Source organism: Bacillus sp. AFS077874 (assembly GCF_002566505.1).
Lineage (GTDB): Bacteria > Bacillota > Bacilli > Bacillales > Bacillaceae_G > Gottfriedia.
In genome coordinates this window covers 1-22,260 of sequence record NZ_NUYF01000010.1, presented here as the reverse complement: position 1 = coordinate 22,260, position 22,260 = coordinate 1, and the positions used below count along the sequence as shown (strand labels likewise).

At 31.2% G+C, this 22,260-nt stretch carries 22 protein-coding genes and 2 riboswitches; of the genes, 20 read left to right on the top strand and 2 right to left on the bottom strand.

The genetic code is table 11. The annotated features are described in order from the left end of the window. Positions 1 to 7: 7 nt before the first annotated feature. The 10 genes from ccsB to COJ46_RS11235 all read left to right on the top strand — a co-directional run bounded on the left by ccsB (position 8) and on the right by COJ46_RS11235 (position 10,149). Positions 8 to 1,174, top strand: coding sequence for a c-type cytochrome biogenesis protein CcsB (ccsB, locus tag COJ46_RS11275; RefSeq protein ID WP_097977993.1), 1,167 nt, complete (start codon positions 8 to 10; stop codon positions 1,172 to 1,174). A gap of 235 nt (positions 1,175 to 1,409) precedes the next feature. Then, positions 1,410 to 2,129 carry a response regulator transcription factor gene (locus COJ46_RS11270; protein WP_097977992.1) on the top strand — a complete coding sequence of 240 codons (720 nt, stop codon included), beginning with the start codon at positions 1,410 to 1,412 and terminating at the stop codon, positions 2,127 to 2,129. Beyond that, the gene (locus COJ46_RS11265; protein WP_097977991.1) at positions 2,129 to 3,913 is read left to right on the top strand and encodes an ATP-binding protein; all 1,785 of its coding nucleotides are present in this window, start codon (positions 2,129 to 2,131) and stop codon (positions 3,911 to 3,913) included. The genes COJ46_RS11270 and COJ46_RS11265 overlap by 1 nt, the downstream gene beginning before the upstream one ends. Before the next feature lie 145 nt (positions 3,914 to 4,058). Further along, positions 4,059 to 4,231: riboswitch (cobalamin riboswitch) on the top strand. Positions 4,232 to 4,354: 123 nt separating this feature from the next. After that, positions 4,355 to 5,314: an ABC transporter substrate-binding protein gene (locus COJ46_RS11260; protein ID WP_097977990.1), complete on the top strand. Its 960-nt coding sequence runs from the start codon at positions 4,355 to 4,357 to the stop codon at positions 5,312 to 5,314. Continuing rightward, positions 5,280 to 6,332: a FecCD family ABC transporter permease gene (locus tag COJ46_RS11255; protein ID WP_176522615.1), complete on the top strand. Its 1,053-nt coding sequence runs from the start codon at positions 5,280 to 5,282 to the stop codon at positions 6,330 to 6,332. The genes COJ46_RS11260 and COJ46_RS11255 overlap by 35 nt, the downstream gene beginning before the upstream one ends. Continuing rightward, a complete protein-coding gene (locus COJ46_RS11250; protein WP_097977987.1) occupies positions 6,329 to 7,114 on the top strand; it encodes an ABC transporter ATP-binding protein in 786 nt (261 codons plus the stop codon). Before COJ46_RS11255 ends, COJ46_RS11250 begins: the two co-directional genes overlap by 4 nt. 29 nt (positions 7,115 to 7,143) lie before the next feature. Beyond that, positions 7,144 to 7,713, top strand: coding sequence for a cob(I)yrinic acid a,c-diamide adenosyltransferase (locus tag COJ46_RS11245; RefSeq protein ID WP_097977985.1), 570 nt, complete (start codon positions 7,144 to 7,146; stop codon positions 7,711 to 7,713). Positions 7,714 to 8,000: 287 nt separating this feature from the next. Continuing rightward, on the top strand, positions 8,001 to 8,147 hold the full coding sequence (locus tag COJ46_RS24470) for a hypothetical protein (RefSeq protein WP_176522614.1): 147 nt from the start codon (positions 8,001 to 8,003) through the stop codon (positions 8,145 to 8,147). Between the two features lie 105 nt (positions 8,148 to 8,252). Next, positions 8,253 to 9,161, top strand: a complete 909-nt coding sequence (locus COJ46_RS11240) for a phosphotransferase (RefSeq protein ID WP_097977983.1) — start codon at positions 8,253 to 8,255, stop codon at positions 9,159 to 9,161. Positions 9,162 to 9,224: 63 nt separating this feature from the next. After that, positions 9,225 to 9,361: riboswitch (FMN riboswitch) on the top strand. Positions 9,362 to 9,579: 218 nt separating this feature from the next. Continuing rightward, positions 9,580 to 10,149 (top strand): ECF transporter S component, encoded by a 570-nt coding sequence (locus COJ46_RS11235; protein WP_025672334.1) that lies wholly within the window; start codon positions 9,580 to 9,582, stop codon positions 10,147 to 10,149. Positions 10,150 to 10,271: 122 nt separating this feature from the next. Here COJ46_RS11235 and COJ46_RS11230 read toward each other — a convergent pair whose 3' ends face one another. Next, entirely contained in the window at positions 10,272 to 10,811 is a 540-nt protein-coding gene (locus COJ46_RS11230; protein ID WP_176522613.1) for a YpiB family protein, read from the bottom strand. 635 nt (positions 10,812 to 11,446) lie between these two features. Continuing rightward, positions 11,447 to 11,695, bottom strand: a complete 249-nt coding sequence (locus COJ46_RS11225) for a ferredoxin (RefSeq protein WP_025672247.1) — start codon at positions 11,693 to 11,695, stop codon at positions 11,447 to 11,449. 320 nt (positions 11,696 to 12,015) lie between these two features. On the opposite strand from COJ46_RS11225, the gene COJ46_RS11220 reads away from it, so the two are divergent. The 10 genes from COJ46_RS11220 (at position 12,016) to COJ46_RS11175 (ending at position 21,855) form a co-directional block, all read left to right on the top strand. Beyond that, positions 12,016 to 13,089 carry a YpbB family protein gene (locus COJ46_RS11220; RefSeq protein ID WP_176522612.1) on the top strand — a complete coding sequence of 358 codons (1,074 nt, stop codon included), beginning with the start codon at positions 12,016 to 12,018 and terminating at the stop codon, positions 13,087 to 13,089. Continuing rightward, positions 13,076 to 14,593 (top strand): RecQ family ATP-dependent DNA helicase, encoded by a 1,518-nt coding sequence (locus COJ46_RS11215; RefSeq protein WP_098565928.1) that lies wholly within the window; start codon positions 13,076 to 13,078, stop codon positions 14,591 to 14,593. The genes COJ46_RS11220 and COJ46_RS11215 overlap by 14 nt, the downstream gene beginning before the upstream one ends. Before the next feature lie 9 nt (positions 14,594 to 14,602). After that, entirely contained in the window at positions 14,603 to 15,187 is a 585-nt protein-coding gene (locus tag COJ46_RS11210; protein WP_097977977.1) for a CPBP family intramembrane glutamic endopeptidase, read from the top strand. After that, entirely contained in the window at positions 15,184 to 15,801 is a 618-nt protein-coding gene (locus COJ46_RS11205) for a LysM peptidoglycan-binding domain-containing protein (protein ID WP_097977975.1), read from the top strand. The genes COJ46_RS11210 and COJ46_RS11205 overlap by 4 nt, the downstream gene beginning before the upstream one ends. 112 nt (positions 15,802 to 15,913) lie before the next feature. After that, positions 15,914 to 16,570, top strand: coding sequence for a CBS domain-containing protein (locus COJ46_RS11200; protein ID WP_097977973.1), 657 nt, complete (start codon positions 15,914 to 15,916; stop codon positions 16,568 to 16,570). Between the two features lie 372 nt (positions 16,571 to 16,942). After that, the gene (locus tag COJ46_RS11195; RefSeq protein ID WP_176522611.1) at positions 16,943 to 17,593 is read left to right on the top strand and encodes a hypothetical protein; all 651 of its coding nucleotides are present in this window, start codon (positions 16,943 to 16,945) and stop codon (positions 17,591 to 17,593) included. A 33-nt stretch (positions 17,594 to 17,626) separates the two neighbouring features. Further along, positions 17,627 to 18,535, top strand: coding sequence for a MerR family transcriptional regulator (locus tag COJ46_RS11190; RefSeq protein WP_097977970.1), 909 nt, complete (start codon positions 17,627 to 17,629; stop codon positions 18,533 to 18,535). A 76-nt stretch (positions 18,536 to 18,611) separates the two neighbouring features. Next, positions 18,612 to 19,220, top strand: a complete 609-nt coding sequence (locus COJ46_RS11185; protein WP_025672362.1) for a genetic competence negative regulator — start codon at positions 18,612 to 18,614, stop codon at positions 19,218 to 19,220. Between the two features lie 237 nt (positions 19,221 to 19,457). Next, positions 19,458 to 20,738 carry a Glu/Leu/Phe/Val family dehydrogenase gene (locus COJ46_RS11180; RefSeq protein ID WP_097977968.1) on the top strand — a complete coding sequence of 427 codons (1,281 nt, stop codon included), beginning with the start codon at positions 19,458 to 19,460 and terminating at the stop codon, positions 20,736 to 20,738. Positions 20,739 to 20,880: 142 nt separating this feature from the next. After that, positions 20,881 to 21,855 (top strand): YpdA family putative bacillithiol disulfide reductase, encoded by a 975-nt coding sequence (locus tag COJ46_RS11175; RefSeq protein ID WP_097977967.1) that lies wholly within the window; start codon positions 20,881 to 20,883, stop codon positions 21,853 to 21,855. Positions 21,856 to 22,260: the final 405 nt, after the last annotated feature.

The window sequence follows — 22,260 nt, the reverse complement described above, 5'->3', positions numbered from 1 at the left end:
GGAAAATATGTACGAGCTAAGTAGTAATTTTTTATTTATCGCGTTTATTTGTTATATTGTAGCTACTTTCTTTTTTGGCGGCTCTTTGAAAACAAATGATAATGGTCCAAATAGATGGGGTACAATTGGAATTACGGTTACATTAATTGGATTCTTATCTCAAATTACTTATTTTATTTTAAGATGGATTGCAGCTGGACATGCACCTGTAAGTAATCTATTTGAATTTATTACATTCTTTGGCATGATGTTAATTTTTGCGTTTATCATGATTTATTTTATGTATCGTTTAAATATAATTGGATTATTCGCATTACCATTGTCAATAATCATCATTGCTTATGCATCAGTATTTCCACATGAAATCAAACCATTAGTTCCATCTTTAAAAAGCTATTGGTTACATATCCATGTAACGACAGCAGCTTTAGGGGAAGCTATTTTAGCAATTAGTTTTATAACAGGACTAATTTATTTAATTAAAAATATTGATCAAAAAGTATCAACAAAGAAAACTTTTTGGCTAGAAGCAGTTTTATATTTCTTAGTAACTGTTGTTGGTTTCGTTGTTATTTCAACAGCATTTACTGCATCTGGATACGAAGCAAAATATAATTGGATTAATAAAGATAAAATACAAGAAGAAATGGTCTATAATCTTCCATCACTTGTTGGTCCACATAAAGGTGAATTGACTACAAAAGATCGATTTGAAGCCCTTACTGAAATGCCAGCTATGGTTAATGCTAAAAAATTGAACACTGTAATTTGGTCAGTTTTTGCCGGAGCAGCATTATATGCAATCATCCGTTTAATTTTAAGAAAACGAATTGGTGCATTTTTACAGCCTTTTGTACAAAAAGTAGATAGTGAATTATTAGATGAAATCGGATACCGTGCTGTAGCAATTGGCTTTCCGGTATTTACACTTGGTGGACTAATCTTTGCTATGATTTGGGCTCAAATTGCTTGGACAAAGTTTTGGAGCTGGGACCCAAAAGAAGATTGGGCATTAATAACATGGTTATTCTATGCAGTATTCTTACATCTGCGTTTCAAACGGAATTGGCAAGGTGAAAAGTCTGCTTGGTTAGCCGTACTAGGATTTGCGATTATTATGTTTAACTTAATTGCTGTTAACTTAATCATTGCAGGCTTACACTCTTATGCGTAATTAATAAAAAGCCCTGTAAAGGATAAACTTTCCTTTACAGGGCTTTTTTTCTAATTTATATTTTCGATCTACATGAATTAAAATTTGGTTACCTAGAAATGGTACACATACTTCCTAGTTTTTTTTCACTATTTTATGGAAATAATAAATTCTAAGAATTATGTAAAAATGTTCACAAATTATACTAGAATATACAATTTTTATTATGTAGAATTATGAAGAGGGGGTCGAAATTATGGATCAAAATATAAAAATATTAATAGCAGATGATGAAGATCGTATTAGACGATTATTAAAAATGTATTTGGAACGTGATGGTTATAGTATTGATGAGGCTGAAAACGGCGAGGATGCTTTAAATTTAGCATTGAAGAATGAATATTCCTTAATCGTATTAGATTTGATGATGCCTAAAATTGATGGAATTGAAGTTTGTAGGGAATTACGAAAAACAAAAACAACTCCTGTGATCATGTTAACGGCAAAAGGTGAAGAAACAAACCGTGTTCAAGGTTTTGAAGTAGGGACAGATGATTATATCGTTAAACCATTTAGTCCGCGTGAAGTCGTTCTTCGAGTTAAAGCTCTATTAAGACGTTCTTCCCCTGTACCAGTATTTACTTCCGACAATTCTTCAGCGAAGGATATCGTTGTGTTTCCGCATCTAACGATTGATAATGACGCGCATAAAGTAATTGTTGAAGGGGAAGAGATCAGTTTAACGCCAAAAGAATACGAACTACTGATGTTTTTAGCTAAGGCACCTGACAAAGTATTTGATCGTGAAACATTATTAAAATCAGTTTGGCAATATGATTTTTTCGGAGATTTACGTACAGTAGACACACATGTTAAACGTCTGCGAGAAAAACTGAGTAAAAGCTCTGAGGATGCTGCGAAAATGATCGTCACTGTTTGGGGTGTCGGTTATAAATTTGAAGTAGGTCAGGAGTAATGATCGTAAGAAGTTTAGTTGGAAAGCTTTGGCTGACAATTATCTTACTAGTCTCTCTTGTATTATCATTCTTGACCTTTGTCTTAATAGGATTCTTTGAAAAATTTTATATTGACCTTCAAGTACAAAATATGAAGGATGATGCCACAAAAATTGCACAATTAATAGAAAATGGTCAACCACTCTCCGATATTGAGTATTTATCAAATAATATTGTTAGTAGATATTCAAGAGTAATCATTTCTATTGACGGTCAAGAGCCATGGTATTCAAATAATACATATGGAATACAGGAGCTACCATTTAAAGAAATTAAAAATGATGAAATCTTAAATAAAACGTTAACTGATCATAAAGAGGTCAGTAAAAGACTTGTTTATGGTGAAAATAGCGAGAGAGAAAAATTAGTAGTAGGTGTTCCATTACATACAAACTCAAAAAATGGAGCTGTATTTATATACCAAACATTACAACCTGTAAAAGTGATGATTCACCAAACGACTAATTTTGTCTTGCTCGCGGCATCGATTGGGATCGTGTTAACAACATTTTTCTCATTCTTTCTTTCTTCTAAAATTACAGCTCCTCTTAGAAAGATGAAAGAAGTTGTAAGTAGTATGACTTCAGGGAATTTTAATGTGAAAGTACCAATCCATTCAAGTGATGAAATTGGAGAACTTGCGTATTCATTTAACAAGATGAGTAAACAATTAAATTTTAATATGAATGCATTAAAACAAGAGAAGGAGAAGGTTTCTAATATTATTACAAGTATGGTAGATGGTGTAATTTCGATTGATAAAGAAGGTCATATCGTGACAACGAATCCACCAGCTGAACGCTTTTTGAAAATGCTTAATGATGATCAATTTGAAGAACCTTCTTCACTTGTTTTAACGAAGGAACTATTAGATTTATTTGTATTAGTCGTCGAAAGTGAGAAAAAGCAATTTATAGAATTAAATTTCGATCAAGGCAATTGGCAAGTTTTAATGTCGCCTCTTTATAATCAAACAAATATAAGAGGCGTTGTAGCGGTGATTCGCGATGTTACAGAACAAAGACGTTTAGAAAAGATGAGAAAAGATTTTATAGCGCATGTTTCTCATGAACTTCGAACGCCTATTTCCTTATTACAAGGTTATAGCGAAGCGATTGTTGATGGTGTAGCAGAATCCAAGGAAGAGATGCAAGAATTGTCACAAATCATTTATGATGAGTCACTTAGAATGGGTCGATTAGTAAATGATTTGTTAGATTTAGCAAGAATGGAGAACGGATTTACTGAATTAAATAGAGACTTCGTTCCTCTTGTACAATTTGTAGATCGGATTTTACGCAAGTTTAAAGGTTTAGCAAAGGAAAAAAATATTAAGTTATTTGGAGAAATCGACAACATTCCGCATTTAAATATCTACATAGATGAGGATCGGATGGAACAGGTTTTTACAAATTTAATTGATAATGCAATAAGACATACAAATGAAAATGGAAGAATAATTGTTTCAGTAAATCAAAATGAAAGATCAACTACATTTAATTTTATTGATTCAGGTGCAGGGATTTCAAAAGAAGATTTACCATTTGTATTTGAACGTTTTTATAAAGCGGATAAAGCACGTACAAGAGGTAGAAGTGGCACGGGTTTAGGTTTATCAATCGTTAAAAATATTGTGACAGCACATGGTGGATCGATTCAGGTCTATAGTGAAGTAGGACAGGGAACGACATTTAAAGTTAAAATACCGCATAATTTACGAATGAACGAAAAAGATGTAGAGTAATCTTGTTTCATATAAAACATATTACCTTTAAGTTTAGAGACGATATCACTGCAAAACACACAAAAAACAAAAAAAATTAGTAAAATAATAAACATATAAAGAAAATAATTGAATTCTTACCAAATTTATCTTACGATTGAATTAATGAAATATTGATGAGTTTAGTGCAAGTATTGCTTAAAAGGGAATCTGGTATAATCCAGAACTGTCCCCGCAACTGTAATGTGGACGAAACGAATAGCCACTGTTCTTTAAGAATGGGAAGGTCGGAGTAGGTTGAAACAAAGTCAGTAGACCTGCTAAATTCATCCTTGTTCAATTCTTCGGGGAGTAAGAATTTGAAGCAGCAGTTGCAAGAATTCTTGTATTTATATGTTGTTTCAGCCCCGTTCAAAATGAATGGGTTTTTTTTATGCTTTCCAAAATATTAGGAGGATTTAAATGAAGAAGTTTTTATCAAGTTTTATCATTATGTTATTGTGTTTAGGATTATTTGGTTGTAATAATGATACGACACAAAAAAAATCGAATGTAAGTAAGAATGAACAAGCAACTTTTCCAATGACTGTAAAAGATGCAACGAACAAAGAAGTTAGCTTTAAAGAAGCACCTAAAAGAATCGTATCACTTATTCCAAGTAATACTGAAATCTTGTTTTCTATTGGTGATGGCAAGGATGTAGTAGGGGTAACGGATTTTGACAATTATCCAAAAGAAGTAAAATCAATTGATAAAGTTGGCGGAAATAATGCCGATATGACTTATAATGTTGAAAAAATTATTTCATTAAAGCCTGATTTAGTTTTAGCGCATGAATCAAGTTTAGGAATTTCTGCTGACGGTTTAGAACAGATCAAACAAGCGGGGATTAATGTTTTTGTTGTAAAAAATGCTGCAACTATTAATGACGTGTATGATACAATTCAACAAGTTGGAGAAATAACTGGAAAAACTGAGCAATCGAAAAAAGTAGTAACTGGTATGAAAACAAAATTAGATGAAATTAGCAAAAAAACAGCTAAAGCAAATAAAAATCCAAAGGTTTGGCTTGAAATATCAGGACCACCAGAAATATATACAGCAGGTAAAGGTACGTTCTTAGATGAAATGCTTTCGATTGTTCATGCTAAAAACGTAGCTGAAAGTGAAAAAGGTTGGGTTAAGTATAGTGAGGAATCAGCTATTAAAGCGAATCCTGATGTGATTTTAACTACTTATGGATATTATGTTCCAAATTTAGAAAAAACTGTAATGGCTAGAAAAAACTGGCAAACAGTAAACGCAATTAAAAATCACCGTGTATATGATGTTAATTCAGATACAACATCTAGACCTGGTCCAAGACTTGCAGAGGGAGTCGAAGCAATTGCAAAGGCGGTTTACCCAGAGCTTTATAAATAATAGATATTTAATCTTTTTAATTCCAATTATCTTATTAATTTTTTTATTTATTTTAGGGGTTTCGATTGGGTCTACATCGATTCCCTTTTCTTCTATTATTTCTAGCTTTTCAGATGCTCTATTTAAAACTGATTATGTTCCAGCTGATATTCAAACAATTGTCATGAATATACGAGTGCCAAGGGTAATGTTAGCTGGATTAGTCGGTGCTAGCCTTTCGTTGGCAGGTGTTGCATTTCAAGGGATACTTAAAAATCCATTAGCTGATCCTTTTACATTAGGTGTCTCTTCAGGTGCCTCTGTAGGAGCGGTGGTTGTTTTATTTTTTCAAATAAGCTTACCTTTTGTAACTTATTTTACTTTGCCAGTTGTTAGTATATTATTTGGATTTGGAACACTCATCTTATTATTACTATTTGTTCGAAAACTAGATCCATCTCTTAATGTAGAGACAATCATACTAGGTGGCATTATAATAAGTTCGTTTTGTTCTGCATTATTATCATTATTTATAACTTTTTCAAATAATGAATTACGTACAGTAATTGGCTGGTTAATGGGTAATATCGGTGGGAGGGGCATTCAGTACTCTCTTAGTTTATTACCGTTTTTAATCATTTCATTCTTAATTTTATTTAGTCAAAATAGGCAGCTAGATGCGATGACATTTGGTAGCACAAATGCAAAACATATCGGAATTGATGTAAAAAAATCCACTTATTTAATTTTGTTAACTGGTAGTATTTTGTCTGGTGCAGCAGTAGCTGTTTCTGGAACAATTGGATTTGTAGGATTAGTTGTTCCGCATTTTACTAGAACTTTGGTAGGGCCATTACATAAAAAATTACTTCCGTTATCAATGATCAATGGCGCAATATTTTTAATCGGGTCGGACATATTATCAAGAGTTGTATTAGCCCCAAGAGAGTTACCAATCGGGGTAATTACTTCATTAATTGGTGCTCCAATATTTGCATTAATATTACTATCTTTGAAAAGAAATAGGGGAAAAGTATGATTAAATGTCAAGATATCTCATATTCATATGATGGAATTCATACTGATTTGGATGAACTGTCTTATTCTATTAATCAAGGAGAATGGCTAGGAATTATTGGTCCAAATGGGAGTGGAAAGTCAACGTTTTTAAATATTCTTAGTGGACTTTTTAAACCGTCTAAAGGAAATGTCATGTTAGATGGAGAATTTGTATCTAGTATGTCTAATAAACAAATAGCAAAAAAGATTGCTGTTTTATCACAACAAAATTCCTATACATATTCTTATGAGGTAAAAGAAACAGTTAAACTTGGACGTCTTGCTCATTCGTCTTCCTTTTTTCCTAGCTGGTCCACACTCGATGAAACTGCAGTCAATAATGCAATGATGATGACTGGTACTAAGAAGATGGAAAAAAGCCTCATAAATGAAATTAGTGGTGGTGAGCGTCAAAGAGTATTTCTTGCTCAATGCTTTGCTCAGGAAACACCATATATTTTTTTAGACGAACCAAGTAACCATTTAGATTTAATGCATACAATTAAAATTTTAGATGTTTTAAAGGAATTACAAAAACAAGAGAATAAAACGATCGTAACTGTTTTTCATGACTTAAATTTAGCAAGTCTTTACTGTGATCGATTAGTAGGATTAAAGGACGGAAAAATTTATATCGAAGGAAAAACAGACTCAGTTTTAAGTGAAGATTTATTAAAAGGTTTATATGACACATCTTTTCAAATTTTAGATAATCCCGAAACGAATAAAAAGGTCATTATTTATAAAAGTAATGTATTGTAAATTAAAATTGAAAAAAGGAGAGGTTTTTCATGAAAATTTATACAAAAACTGGGGATAAAGGTCAGACTAGCTTAGTAGGCAAACGAGTTGACAAAGATGATTTAAGGGTAGAGTCTTACGGGACAATTGACGAAGTAAATACAATCGTTGGGTACGCAATGACATATTTAGATCATGAAGATACGAGAGATATTTACAATTCACTTCAAAAGATCCAACATGAACTATTTGACTGTGGTGGAGATTTGGCAGTAGTAAAGGATAGCATCCCTTTTAAAACGACAGAGAAAATGGTTGAAGAGCTTGAAACATTAATCGATGAATATATGGAAGCAACTCCCCCATTACAACGTTTTATTTTACCAGGTGGGTCAAAGCCTGCTGCAATCATTCATCAAGCAAGAGCGGTAACGAGACGTGCCGAAAGAACGGTCGTAACATTAATGAAGCAAGAAAATATTCATCTTCCAGTATTTTTATATTTGAATCGATTATCTGATTATTTCTTTGCACTTGCAAGGTTAATCAACACACGTTTAAATATTAAGGATGTAGAATACGAGCGAGGAGCAATCGTATTTCGAACTGATAAAAAATAAATAAGAAAAATAGTGATTGAATAGTTAAATTTTTCTAATCAATCGCTATTTTTTTGTATAAATAAGATTTTTCCATCATAGAATGATTGAGTGTATGTTTAGTAAAAGTACTTCTTGTCGTTTACATTTTCGATTTGCTCAATACATCTTTTGTAATATACATAAAGAGTTAAAGGTTTGAAATGAGTTAGGAACTTAGTCCAATTTTTTTCTGAATTACCAGTTGTTAGTCCACGAGTTATTGGGCAGATTAAACACTTTTTACATTTTCAGGTGGGAGGTAAATAATGTTTGATTTTCTTAGGAGATGTTTGTTGATTGTGGTGTTTGTTTTAACGATTGGCCTTTTATTTATCGGAGGAAATCGAGAAAAATTAAAGGATATTATATCAGATAAAAATTTTCATGAATTAAAAATAGTTTCAAATCCTTAATAATAGTATTTGTTTTTAGAACTTCTATTTTAAATGTAATTTACTAATAAATTTGGTAAAGTACATTTATATGTGAAGTTCTATTTTTGATTTAAGGAGAAAAAAATGACTAATATATGGGATCCAGCAATTGTAATGGAAGAGGAATTAGCGACAGAAATAGTAAAGATACAATTTCCTAAAATAAAAATAAACGTAATAAAAAAAATTGGCGAAGGATTTGATAATACTGTTTTTTGTTTAAATGATGAAATTTTACTAAGATTTCCGCGAAGAGAAATAGCTGTAGCAATTTTAAACGTTGAAAGAAAGTTACTCCCAATTATATTTAATCATTTTGAATTGAAGACTACAGTACCAATACTCGATGGAAAACCATCTGAATTATTTCCTTGGCCATTTTTAGGATATAATTTCATTGCAGGAAAGCCTCCAACTAATTTAAATAGGACTGAGAGAATTTTAATGATTGAACCAATCGCGAATTTCTTGAAAAATTTACATTCAATAAATTTCGATGAATTAAAGGATATTAATTTACCGTATGATGAGTTGAAGAGATTAGATATAAACTTCCGTAAACCTCAGGCTAAAAAATTTATACAACAGGCAATACAGAAGAAACTAATTGAAGATGAACAGAAAATTAATCATTATATTGAAAGCTTAGTCGAAATAAAAAGTGAGACACCATTAGTACTTGTTCATGGTGATTTACATTTTAAGAATATGATCGTCAATGAACAAAACCAACTTAAAGGAATTATTGATTGGGGTGATGCTCATATCGGACATCGTGAATTAGATTTATCAATTATTTATAGTCTAATTCCGAACGATATGAGAGGGAAGTTTTTTGAGATTTATGGTAATGTATCGGAAGTGTCAAAGAAACTAGCACAGTTTAGAGCCGTCTTTATAACAGTTATGCTGTTGTTATATGCGGATGATCAAAAGGATGATTCGTTGGTAAGTTTTTGTCAAGAAAACCTAAGTAATGCTTTAAATGATTAGCCAGAGATTTTTATTTACAAACTGTATTTAATTTAGTAACATTAAACTGTAATTTAATAAACGATCTATCTTCGGGGCGGGGCGAAATTCCCCACCGGCGGTAATTAAGCATTGCTTATAAGCCCGCGAGCCTGATTTTTCGGGCAGGATCTAGTGCGATTCTAGAGCCGACAGTATAGTCTGGATGGGAGAAGATGGAGGTTCGCAAGTTCAAAAAATTATTTCTTTTTGAACGCTTATTTGGCGTGCTGAAAATTCTCCCCTATTTCGAAAAAATAGGGGATTTTATTTTATTTGCAAAATTTTATATTATTTTTCATTTTTATTTCGGACTTATTATAATATGTGCAAATAATAACGCAACTTAAGCGAACCTTTCATTTTTCTTGATATGATCGGGAAAAAGGAGAGAGGTAATATGCAACAACGCAACAAAGTAAATAAAATGGTGATAGTGGCAATGCTAAGCAGTATTTCTTATGTACTCATGATGCTGTACTTTCCACTTCCTGCATTTCCAGTATGGCTTACAATTGATTTTAGTGATGTACCAGCACTAATAGGAGCAATAGTTTTTGGCCCAGTAGCAGGAATAGGAATAGAGTTAATAAAAAACATCCTACATTATGTGATTAATGGTAGTATGACTGGTGTACCAATTGGAGAATTTGCTAATTTTAGTGCGGGAGTATTATACATTTTACCTGCGTCGTATTTCTTTAGAAAATACCGTTCAGTAAAAGGGCTAACTCTTGGATTAATCGTTGGTACAGTTGTGATGACTGGAATATTAAGTCTTTTAAATTATTTCGTGTTATTACCTGCATATGCACATTTCATGAATTTTAAGCTACCAAATGAAGTAATTGTTGCATCAATTATGCCATTTAATGCAATTAAAGGTTTATTAATCATGATCTTATTCTTAGTTATCTACCCAAAATTAAAGGTTTGGTTAACTCAAAGAATGAATGTCCATAACGTATAAATAAATGAAAGTGTCTACTAAATTTTGGTAGACACTTTTTTGTTTTTTGAGTCCCTTGGATGAGAGAGATATCAATTTCTAAAAAAAGAGAACCATCTATCGAATGATAGATGGTTTATTTGTTAGTTTAAGTTTATTAGCTGAGAAGATAACAAAAGAAATTGTTGTTCGTCTCTCTCATCTAGTGCTTTATCAATTTGACGAAGAAGAAGTGTGTGTGTAGTTTGAGCTATAAGAGATGAAAGAAACTCATCGATTTCTGTTTGTAGTTCCTCGTTGGGTTCAAAGGTAGTCGTCGAAAACGGATTAATATCTAAGATCAAAGCGTACTCGATCGGCATCACATCAAATAACAACTCAATATAAAACTTTGTTTCCTTCCCATGTAATCGAAGTTTATGGTAAATCGTTTCTGGTGACAAATCGACCTTCTTATTATTTTCATAATAAGAAAACTGAGGATATGAGTAGTTATCATTTCGAAAATTAAAGACAATGCCATTTGGTGTACTTTTTGCATCTTCGACAAACGAGATGTTTGCTAGTACTTCATCAACAGCAAGGAGATATTGTAAAATCAATTCGATGTCTTTTTTTACTTGTTTTTTCTCTAATAACTTGTTTAAAAACGTCTTTTTCTCGGTAATTGTCATCTGTTCCATGCTGTTCATCCTCTCATGATGTTTTATTTATTATAGCAAGTTATTAGATAATTCTGAATATGTAAAATAAGGAAATAATTTGTATCAAGACTTTGGGTGCACTGTCTTCATTTTTTAGGAAAAGGTTTTATAAGTTCGAATTGAAATGTGATATTGTGAATCACTTTATGTAACTAACGCATCTGTTTTGTTGAACTGATCATGAAATGGGAATAGTAATTAAATATCAAATTCAATAGGGGAGTTAATTATGAACGATGACTAATTCTCAAAGAAAGATCAAGAAACTTTAAATCAAAAGGATTCATGGATCAAGGCGATTTTATTAAAAGAATTAGGTCCAGAATTTTATACGAGAAGTGATTCAGAAATTATACAAGAAGCGAAGAATAGGGGATTTAAGTTAGTCGATGTTAAAGAAGATTTATCATCAACTAGGATTGACTTAATCGATAAAGATAATCAATTAGCTGGTTCATTCACAATGAATTATACGATGGAATCAAAAAGGAGAAACCTAATGCTTATAAGTGGATAATCCTTGAACGATTATAGAACACGAGCTGGTATGTTGAGCTCGTGTTTTCATTTGAAAAAATAAAAAAAGCGACGAAATAACTTCGCCGCAGTTTTTACTATTCGAATTTTAAAGCGTCGCCATCGAATGCTTCGTCAGCAACTTTGATTGAGTCTGTTGGGCATCCTTCAAATGCATCCATCATGTCATCAACTAAAACGTCTGGAATTTCAACGATTCCTTGGTTATCATCTAGAGTAACGTATGCGATCCCTTCATCATCATAGTCATAGATATCAGGTGCAGCTGCGCCACAAGCGCCACATGCGATACAAGTGTCTTTATCAACGATTGTATATTTTGCCATTGTATTGACCTCCCAAATTATTCCCTGTTTTTGTTACAGATACTATTTTTGTAATGTACCTGTAAACATTTTAAAACGGTTTCCAAAACTTTTCAATATAATTGTACAAGGTTTTGAAAAAAACGAGAAATGATGAAATCTCAAATAAAATAAATAATGATTTTTATATGTTTAAAATGGTTTGGTTATTGATACATATGATAAGCTAGAAGAAATAAAAACTATTTAGAAAAAATGCACAAATATTTTTGTACTACTAATTATTATTCGGAAAAATATTTAAATATATTAATGGAATAATTTTAATTGAGAGGTTTATGATGTTTAAGCTATCAATATTAGAGGAAATCATCCTTTTTTTACTTCATCGATATAATGGTGAACGAACGATCCAAGGTATAATGTATTTATTAAAAGGTAAACAAAGTGCTCAAATTATTCAAGATTCTCATTTTTATCAAGTGACATCATTTTTCGGACTTTTTCATTTCCTTACACATCAGAATATGCAAGAAATTATAAATGGGTTAGAGGTTAAGGGGTATATAGGTCAGTCTGAAAATAAAAATATCTATTTGTTAAATAAAAATGGTCAAGCTTATCTAGCAAATCAAAAAATACAGTTTATGGAATTTACATATATAAACGGACTAAGGTTTTCTAGTATTCAAAAGATATTTTGGAAAAGATTTTCATTGTTTTTTCAAACGGTCTCCAATCTGAATATGAATTTAAAATATTTTAGGGCAGTTATTCAAGATCAAGATATACAAGATTGGGTAAAAAATGAGATTCTTAATTATACTGGGAATAAAAACGAATTAGTTAATCAATTTTACAAAGAATTGCATACAATTTTAGAAAATATAAGTAACGAAGACGCATTACTATTTGTGAATCGATTGTCTGGAGCAAATGCTTATGGCATGACTTTTGAGCAAATTGCATCAGAACACAAAGTGAGTGTTGAAAAAATTTATCTCAATTCGATTAATACTTTGCATCATATGATCACTATTTTGGTTGTACCAAACAATAATTATCCTTTGTTAAGTAAATTTGTAAATGGAGATAAGAGTACTAATATTACGAATACCTCTATTGAAACGAAGAGATTATTTACTGATGGTAAAACAATTCAAGAAATAGCTGAGATTCGTAAGTTAAAGATTAGTACAATAGAGGATCATATAGTTGAGTGTGTTTTAGGTGATAAGTTATTGCCAATTAATCAATTTATTACAACAAAGCAATTTACTTTAATAAAAAATAAAATTATTGAACTAAATACAAGGAAATTAAAAATTATTAAAGAAGCTTTATTAAATGAGGTAACATATTTTCAAATTCGTATTACTCTTGCAAGAATGGGTGATCTACATGGACCTAAATAAACTTCTATACGAAAAATTCGGTTATTCAAGTTTTCGAATTAACCAAAAAGAAATTATTAATGATTTGTTAAACTCGAAGGATGTTTTAGCAATGCTCCCTACAGGTGGGGGTAAATCATTATTATATCAATTAACAGGGCTACTTTTGCCAGGCGTTGTAGTAATCGTTTCACCATTACTTTCCCTTATGGAGGATCAAGTAGAGCAGATTAAAGCATTTGGGGATAAACGAGTTATTGCGCTAAATAGCTTTAGAAGCTTTGAGCAAAAAAAATATTTATTTAATAATATAAGCAGCTATAAGTTTATTTTTGTTTCGCCTGAAATGTTACAAAATCAATTTTTAATACAAAAGCTTTCTGCGTCTAGGATCTCGTTATTTGTTGTTGATGAGGCACATTGTATCTCACAGTGGGGGCATGATTTTAGACCAGAATATAAAACTTTAGGGGAAATAAAGCGGAAATTAAATAATCCGACGGTTTTAGCTTTAACCGCTACAGCTAGCAAAAATGTACGGGAAGAAATAATCGAAACTTTACAGTTAAAACATGTTCAAAAATATATCAATTCAGTTAACAGGGAGAACATAGCAATTCAAGTTGAAAAAGTAGATTCGGAAATGGAAAAGATGAAGTCTTTAACTGATCATCTTTCTAAATTAACTGGTCCAGGCATCGTTTATTGTGGTACAAGGGCTGCTTGCGAGAAAATTTCACATACCATAAGAGAAAATTTAAATTGCAAAGTCGCTTATTATCATGGTGGAATGGAACATGAACAAAGAATTTTAATTCAGCAACAATTTATTCAAAATCAAATAGATATCATAGTTTGTACAAGTGCTTTTGGTATGGGGATTAATAAGCCAAATGTAAGGTTTGTTATTCATTATCAGTATCCTTCAAACATCGAGAATTATCTTCAAGAAATTGGACGAGCCGGCCGAGATGGTGAGCCAAGTATTGCGATACTAATTGTTTGTGAAGAAGATCATGAATTACCACTGAGGCTTATTGATGACGAAATCCTTTCTGTAAATCAAGTTGAGTCTTTTCTAGCGTATTTAAAAAGATTAGAAGAAAATCCGATCAAATTGACTGAAACGCTCGTATCTAATTGGAAAGCAGTTTTTCAATTTAGTGAAATACAGTGGACAACGCTTCACTCTGAAATGGTTAAATTTAATGTAATCGTAGATGAGTCCTTGCATTTAGAAAAAATAAATAATGACTTATTAGAATCGATTAAAGAGTTAATTTCGGAGCGAAAAAAAGTAAAATATTTAAAACTTAAAGCGATGATGGATTTTCTAGCTTCATCCACTTGTTATCGCGAAAAATATCTTTTACTTTTTGATGAAATATTAGTACAGAGACCAAAAAATTGCTGTAATATTTGTGGTATATCGTTTGAAGACTATTGTTCAACTGATCATGAGAAAAATGAAAATGATAAAGTACTTTCATGGAAACAAGAATTAAGAAATAAATTGGGGCTGTGAGGAATCTATATGGAAAGCGAATTAAATCGTCAAGAAATTCCAGTTAACTATTTGAAGAAAAGCGTATATGGTACGCAGTTTATCATTTTAGTAATCGCTATTTTATGTATTGCTTTTTTTATTGGTACAGAAAAATTTATAGATGATTTACATTTATTTAAAAGTTATAAAACATATTTATATGGATTCGGTGCTGGATTCTCACTCGTCCTATTTAATATTTTATTAAATTATACGATTCCGGAGCGTTTGTTAGATGATGGTGGATTTAATAAAAGATTCTTTACGTCACTTTCAGTCCCTGAAATGACGATTCTTTGTATTTTAATCGCATTATCAGAAGAATTATTTTTTAGAGGATTTATTCAAGCTAAATTTGGACTAATTATTGCATCAGTTGTATTCGCTTTAGTTCATTTTCGATATGTGAAAAAACCAATTTTACTTACAATTGTATTAATTGAAAGTTTTTTCTTAGGTTACTTATATTTGAAAACGAATAATATTGTGATAGTATTTATCGCACATTTTATTTTAGATTATGTTTTAGGAATGTATATGAAATTAAGTTTGGAAAGTGAAGACAAAGAATGAAAAATGAGCTTCAGGCTAATAGTATAGCTGACTTAAGTCGAAAGAATAAAAATAAGAAATTTAAAAATAAGAAAATAAATGACCAAAATAAAGCCGTTGATTTGTTAAATCTACCACCAAGAAGTGAAACAATGAAAATAAAAGAGGATCAACGAAGGCCTTGGTGGAAAATAAAATATCCTTTAATAACTGCTTTAGTCATAATCTTTATCATGCTACCATTTGGAGTAGTGAAATTTGTACATAGTAAATACGATAAAATTTTTACTGAAAAAGGAAGTTTAATCATTCCTTCAAATAAATTTGAAAAAGTAGAATTAGCTACTACCGATCATTTAAAAAAACAAAAAAAGAATGAATCTCAAAAAAAAGCTCCAATCAAAAAAGAGATAAAAAATATAATAAAACCCCAAACAGATTCAAGTGAAACTGTAGGTGTTGAAGAGATTAATCACGAAGTTCAAAGAGGGGAAACATTATTTACTATTTCAATGAAATATTATGGTAATCGTGATGGAGAAGAAATTATTCAAGATGCAAATCATTTAAATGGGATCGAAGTGAAGCCCGGCCAGATATTAAAAATCCCATTGAATGTTGATGTGGATAAATAAGGTTCTGTAATATATAAAAGCCAATGAAATTGAAATTCGAAATCTAGACAAATCCTCTTTATTCGGATGCTTTCTTTCTATGTTATAAATAGAGTGAAGGGAGTGTTAAAGAGTGTTAGCAAAACATCGAATGCTTCAAAAACATCAAGTCATAACGGTTCAATCAAATGATACTGTAGAAAATGCAATGAAACTTTTATTGGAAAAGCAAATTGATAGTGTACCCGTATTAGCGGGGAATAAATATATTGGAATGATTTCTCAAGCAGAGATTTATAGAAGTTGCTTTTATAATGAATTACCAAAAGAAGAATTTATTACGATGATAAAAATAGGTGAAATCGCAACACATCAAACAATTTGTGTTAAAGCGGATGAGCTATATGAAGGTACAATGAATTCGTTAAAAAAATATCCATCAATTGCGGTAGTTGATGATGAGAGAAATTTTGTTGGACTAGTTATTAGATATGACGTAATTGAGATTTTTCAAGAAGTACTTGGAAAGGACTGTCGAGGAATAAGAATTTCAATGACAAGTATGGAGAAGGAAGGGCAATTAGCAAGATTACTTGAGTATCTTCACCATTTTAGGATTAATATAATTTCGCTAGTAACTTTTGATTCAAAAGATCATTTATTAAGAAGAATTGTCTTAAAAATAGATGATAATAAAAATATCGATAAGATTTTACGTAAATTTGAAGAGATTGGTCTAAGAATAGTATCTGTTACGAATGAAATAGAAAATTCTACAGTTAAACACTAATATTGAAAATCTGTTTTTCAATTTTTTTGAAACTAAATATTGATTAATGCTCTTATTTTGCTCATACGAAAATTGACTTTTAAAATCGATTAAAACATAATTCACTTAAATTAAAAACTTATGCCCATTTTGTATCAATGGACATAAGTTTTTTTGTTGTTTAAAATTTTTCAATTTCTACTAGTTTTTGTATAATAAAAAAAAGCACTTTGAACAGAAACAAAAAGAAATAGATTAAGTTGATTTTTTGAATGAAATAATATCAGAGAAACTACTGACATTTACTTTATTATTGGGTTAAGTTACAAGGGGGAAATTAAAATAAAAATAATATCATTGATCGGATTCGTAGTAATTGTAGCAATTATTCTATTGATTAATCGAAAAAGTAAGCTAGAAATAATACATAAAAAAATTAAAATAAAGAATTTAGATGATTCATTACAGTCAATTCAACTTATATGGATTCCAAATATAGGCGATATTCCTTTTAAATTGAGTGAGATTGAAAAAATTTGCAATCATAATACATTAATTCTTTTAAGTGGTTACTCAAAAAAGAAGTCAAAAAAATATAAAGATGAAAACATTCACTATTTATCTTCTATTGCTCCTGTTTATTTTTTGTGGAATGATTTTGACTATAGTGGCAATTATAGGGATCTAAATGCATTATTACTAGATTGTAAAGTTACAATTTTAGAAAATAAAAGTGCTTCATTTGAAACTGAAAATGGTACGAAGTTTTCGATTGTTGGTTTAGATGATGTGAAAACAAAGAGAGATCATTTAGACTTTGCACTTGAAGAGCGTTATGAAGATGATCTTAGTATTTTAACAAGCTATACTGAAGTCACGGATAGTCATAGTAGTAATTTTGAAAGTATTCAAGTTTATCTGTTTGAAAGAAGTCAATTAAATGTACATCGAAATCAGAAAACGGTATATTTGGAGCTACACAACAATAAAGGAATTCGCAAACAAAACACAATAACAGTTCTAAATTTTGAAGTTATGAAATAAGTGTTTGTTGTTTACATGCAGGAGGAAAGAAAATTGGCCCAAATAGGAAAGTACAATATTAAAGCAATTTCTAACATTGTTGGGATTTTACCAGGCACATTAAGAGCATGGGAAAGAAGATATAATATTATAAGTCCTGTACGAAATGATGCTGGCCATCGACTTTATACAGAGGAACATGTTTACATTTTAAAATGGCTCGTTCAAAAAGTTAATGAAGGGTTTACAATTGGACAAGCAATTAATTTATACGAAGCTAAAGAGCATAAGTCGTCTAATGACAGCTCTCTTACTGAAAATCTTCAATCAGATGCGCTAGTAAATCGAATTGTTTCTTCATTATTATCTTTTGAAGAAAGTGAAGCCCACAATTATGTGAATGACGCTTTTAGTCTTTTTTCTGTCGATAAAGTATTATTTAAAATTATTTCTAAGGTTTTTATATTAATCGGTGATAAATGTCGTAATGGTGAAATTACAAGTGCTCATGAACATTTTGCAACATCTTTTTTGAGAACGAGATTAGGGATGATTTATCAAAATTCACCTAACAATAAACATTTGCCAAAGTTAATCGCAGTTTGTGGACCAGAAGAAAAGCATGAATTAGGTTTATTAATTTTTACGATTTATTTAAGAAGAATCGGTTTTCAAGTAATTTATTTAGGAGCATCAATTGATTCAAGCGATGTTGAACAAGTAATAAATGAAGTGAATCCAGCTGGATTTATCATGACCTGTACTTTAAGAGAAAATTTAAAGAAAACAATTGATCTAGCCATCATAATTAAAAAAATTAAACCTGATATCATTATCGGAATTGGTGGACACGCAGTTTCAACTTGTGAGAGCCCAATTATGGATTCCATACAGGAATTTTATATTGGTAGTCAACAATCGAACTGGGATGAATGGTTAAAGCAGAATTTTAATTATAAATGAATTTTGACTTTAGAATCACCAAAATTATATAAAAACATAAACTGTACTATGGTAAATGCAGCAAGGAGGCTAGTTCATGAGGTTGGAACGGTTGAACTACAATAAAATAAAAGTTTTTCTTACATCTGATGATTTATCTGAACGTGGTCTGACAAAAGAAGACTTATGGTATAATGCGCCAAAAGTTCAACAGCTTTTTCAAGATATGATGCATGAAGCTAGCGTAGAACTAGGTTTCGAAGTAGATGGAAAAGTATCCGTTGAAGTTTTCTCTCTTCAAGCTCAAGGAATGGTTGTAATTGTAACAAAATCCGATGAAATTGAAGAAGAGGAAGATGAATTTCAAGACGATTTTATCTCGATGGAAGTAATCCTAGATGAAAGTGAACATATATTGTACGAGTTTTCTACTTTAGATGATCTAATCCTACTTTCTGAAAAATTGGTTTCATGTGATGCTTTAGGTGGGAGATTATTCTCTTTTGAAAATACGTTTTACTTAAAGTTCGAGGAGAATGAAATTGGAAGATTAGATCGTGAAACATTTTATGCGATCTTAGCTGAATATGGTAATCCTTCCACAAGAACAATTTACCGTATTATTGAATATGGTAAAGAACTTATCTCAGAAAATGCTATTGAACAACTGCATTTTTATTTCGTTAAAAATAAAGCCTCTCAGTAATTTATTACGAGAGGTTTTACTTTTGTAAATTTTTTATTAATATATTGTATTTCTTCATATTCTTTCCTTTTCAAATTTTGGAAATAGGAGTATAATGACCTTAGAAAACGCTTACATTAAACGGATATTATATTTTGTTTTCTATGTGTTTATAACTTTCAAAAAGGGATGGAAAGTTGTATACTAATTTCAGAATGAATGAATCTTTTCATAGTTCAAATTTCTAGGGGGTTTACAATGGTTGCCGAGAAATCTACAGAGAAAAATAGCAACACAGAAGAACATTTAGACGTACTAGCGCCTACACAAGTAGTTATTAAAGAAGCGTTAGAAAAATTAGGATATTCAAATGAAATGTATGAACTTTTAAAAGAACCAGTTCGTATGATGACTGTAAAAATTCCAGTTCGCATGGATGATGGACAAGTGAAAATTTTTACTGGTTACAGAGCTCAACATAATGATGCGGTAGGACCAACAAAAGGTGGTATCCGTTTCCATCCAAATGTAACAGAAAATGAAGTTAAAGCCCTTTCAATCTGGATGAGCTTAAAATGTGGAATTGTAGATTTACCATATGGTGGAGGTAAAGGTGGAATCGTTTGTGATCCACGTGATATGTCATTCCGTGAGTTAGAAAGACTTAGCCGCGGTTATGTACGTGCAATTAGCCAAATCGTAGGACCAACTAAAGATATTCCAGCTCCAGACGTATTTACAAACTCACAAATCATGGCTTGGATGATGGATGAATATTCTAGAATAGATGAATTTAACTCACCTGGTTTTATTACTGGTAAACCATTAGTATTAGGTGGATCTCACGGCCGTGAAACAGCTACTGCTAAAGGTGTAACGATTGTAATTCGTGAAGCAGCAAAGCGTAGAGGTATTAACTTAGAAGGTGCACGAGTTGTTATCCAAGGATTTGGTAATGCAGGTAGCTTCTTAGCGAAATTTATGCATGATGCTGGCGCAAAAGTTATTGGTATTTCTGATGCTTATGGTGCACTTCATGATCCAAACGGTTTAGACATTGATTATTTATTAGATCGTAGAGATAGTTTTGGTACAATTACTAAACTATTTAATAATACAATTTCAAATAAAGAATTATTAGAATTAGATTGTGATATCTTAGTGCCAGCAGCGATTGAAAATCAAATTACAAAGCATAATGCTCATAATATTAAAGCAAATATTGTAGTTGAAGCTGCTAACGGACCAACAACCCTTGAAGCTACTAAGATTTTAACAGAGCGCGGTATTTTACTAGTACCAGACGTATTAGCTAGTGCTGGTGGCGTAACTGTTTCTTACTTTGAATGGGTGCAGAATAACCAAGGTTACTACTGGACTGAAGAAGAAGTAGAAGAGCGATTAGAAAAAGTTATGGTACGTTCATTTAATAATATTTATGAAACAAGTGTAAATAGAAAAGTAAATATGCGATTAGCTGCTTATATGGTTGGTGCGCGTAAAATGGCTGAAGCTAGCCGATTCAGAGGCTGGGTATAAGATTATATTTTCTGATAAAAACAAGGTGGAGAAAATCCATCTTGTTTTTTTATGATTAACTATTATTAGACAAATTGAATATTTTACGTAAAATAGTAATAGTAAATATAATTAAGACTCTAGTTTATTGGAGATGTTTCAAATGGAAAAAGTTGAAGTTCTAATCATTGGCGGAGGACCCTGTGGTATTGCAGCTTATCTAGCATTAAAAAATAAGGGGATTTCTGCATTAATAATTGAAAAAGGAAATATAGTTCATACCCTCAGTCGTTTTCCAACTCATCAAACATTTTTTAGTACAAGTGAAAAATTAGAAGTGGGAAATATTCCATTTATTATTGAAGGTAGAAAACCAAAAAAACACCAAGCTCTAGCATATTACCGTGATGTTGTTAAACGAAATAGAATAAAAATTAATGCTTATGAAGAGGTAAAAACGGTTAGTAAGAAAAGTGATTTTATCATCGAATCAGTTACAATTAACGGTGAAGAAAAACGTTATGAAGCCAAAACTGTTATTGTAGCAACCGGATATTATGACCAACCAAACTACTTATTAACACCTGGTGAACAGCTTAATAAAGTATCCCATTACTTTTTTGAAGGCCATAAACATTTTAATCAGAAGGTTGTCGTTATTGGTGGGAAAAACTCAAGTGTGGACGCAGCACTAGAACTAGAAAAGTGTGGAGCGGATGTAACTGTACTTTATAGAGGCAGTTCTTATTCACCAAGTATTAAACCATGGGTACTACCAGAATTCGAGGCACTTGTCCGTTCTGAAACAATTAAAATGGAATTTAACGCAAATTTACTTGAAATAAAAGAATCATCAGTAGTATACGAAAAAGAAGGACAAATAGTTGAGATTGACAATGACTTTGTCTATGCCATGACAGGTTACCACCCTGATCATACATTAATTAAAAGTATGGGCGTTAAAGTAGATGATCTAACAGGAAGACCATTATTCAACCCAGAAACGATGGAAACAAATATAGAAGGCATTTATATTGCAGGGGTAATTGCTGCCGGAAACAATGCAAACGAAATTTTTATAGAAAATGGCCGTTTTCACGGTGACTTAATCGTTTCTCACTTAGTTAGTAATAAATAAATTCAAAAAATGAAACGTAGCTATGCTACGTTCAGAGTGTTGAAATATAAAGTAGTCAATAGGGAAAACGGACATTAAATGAGCATTTTTGATGAAATTATCATTTTTTGAATGATTTGTTAATGGTTTTAAATTTTAATATGTTTGAGCGATTTTATGATTCCAATAACACAAGTAAGTTTTTTTAGAAGTTAAAAATATTATGAGCTAATTTTTAGAAAAACGAATTCAATTGATTAGTTTATTAATTAATGTTCGATATTAATTGACCTACAAACTGATTAATAAACAACTGTTAGATTACTCTAAGAAAAGGCTATCTGATTAGGATTTAGTGCAGACTTTTTTTGTTGAATAAGTTGATTGGAACGGAGGGGTGCTCGACTCCTATGGGATAAGCGGGAA